Annotated in this window: 1 protein-coding gene; it reads right to left on the bottom strand. The window is 67.9% G+C overall.

Annotated elements, in window-relative coordinates; translation table 11 throughout:
- Positions 1–449, bottom strand: a 449-nt coding sequence (locus tag G3I71_RS47545; RefSeq protein ID WP_164325171.1) for an AAA family ATPase, incomplete at both ends; no start/stop codon positions are given.

Genomic DNA, 449 nt, shown 5'->3' with positions numbered 1-449 from the left:
CTCCTGGTGCGGGTGCTTGCGTCCGCCCTGCGGCGGCACCGCCGCCGTCGTGCCCTCGAGGATCTTCAGCAGCGCCTGCTGCACGCCCTCGCCGGACACGTCGCGCGTGATCGACGGGTTCTCGCTCTTGCGGGCGATCTTGTCGATCTCGTCGATGTAGATGATGCCCGTCTCGGCCTTCTTGACGTCGTAGTCGGCGGCCTGGATGAGCTTGAGCAGGATGTTCTCGACGTCCTCGCCGACGTAGCCCGCCTCGGTGAGGGCCGTGGCGTCGGCGATCGCGAACGGCACGTTGAGCATCTTCGCGAGGGTCTGGGCGAGGTACGTCTTGCCGCACCCCGTGGGGCCGATCAGCAGGATGTTGGACTTCGCGATCTCCACGGGCTCCTCGCCCGCCGTGGTCCGCGCGCCCTCACCGGCCTGGACCCGCTTGTAGTGGTTGTACACCG

The sequence above is a fragment of the Streptomyces sp. SID12501 genome (genome assembly GCF_010550245.1).
Lineage (GTDB): Bacteria > Actinomycetota > Actinomycetes > Streptomycetales > Streptomycetaceae > Streptomyces.
Note: the sequence above shows the minus strand (reverse complement) of the source record. Positions and strands in the feature narration are given on the sequence as shown.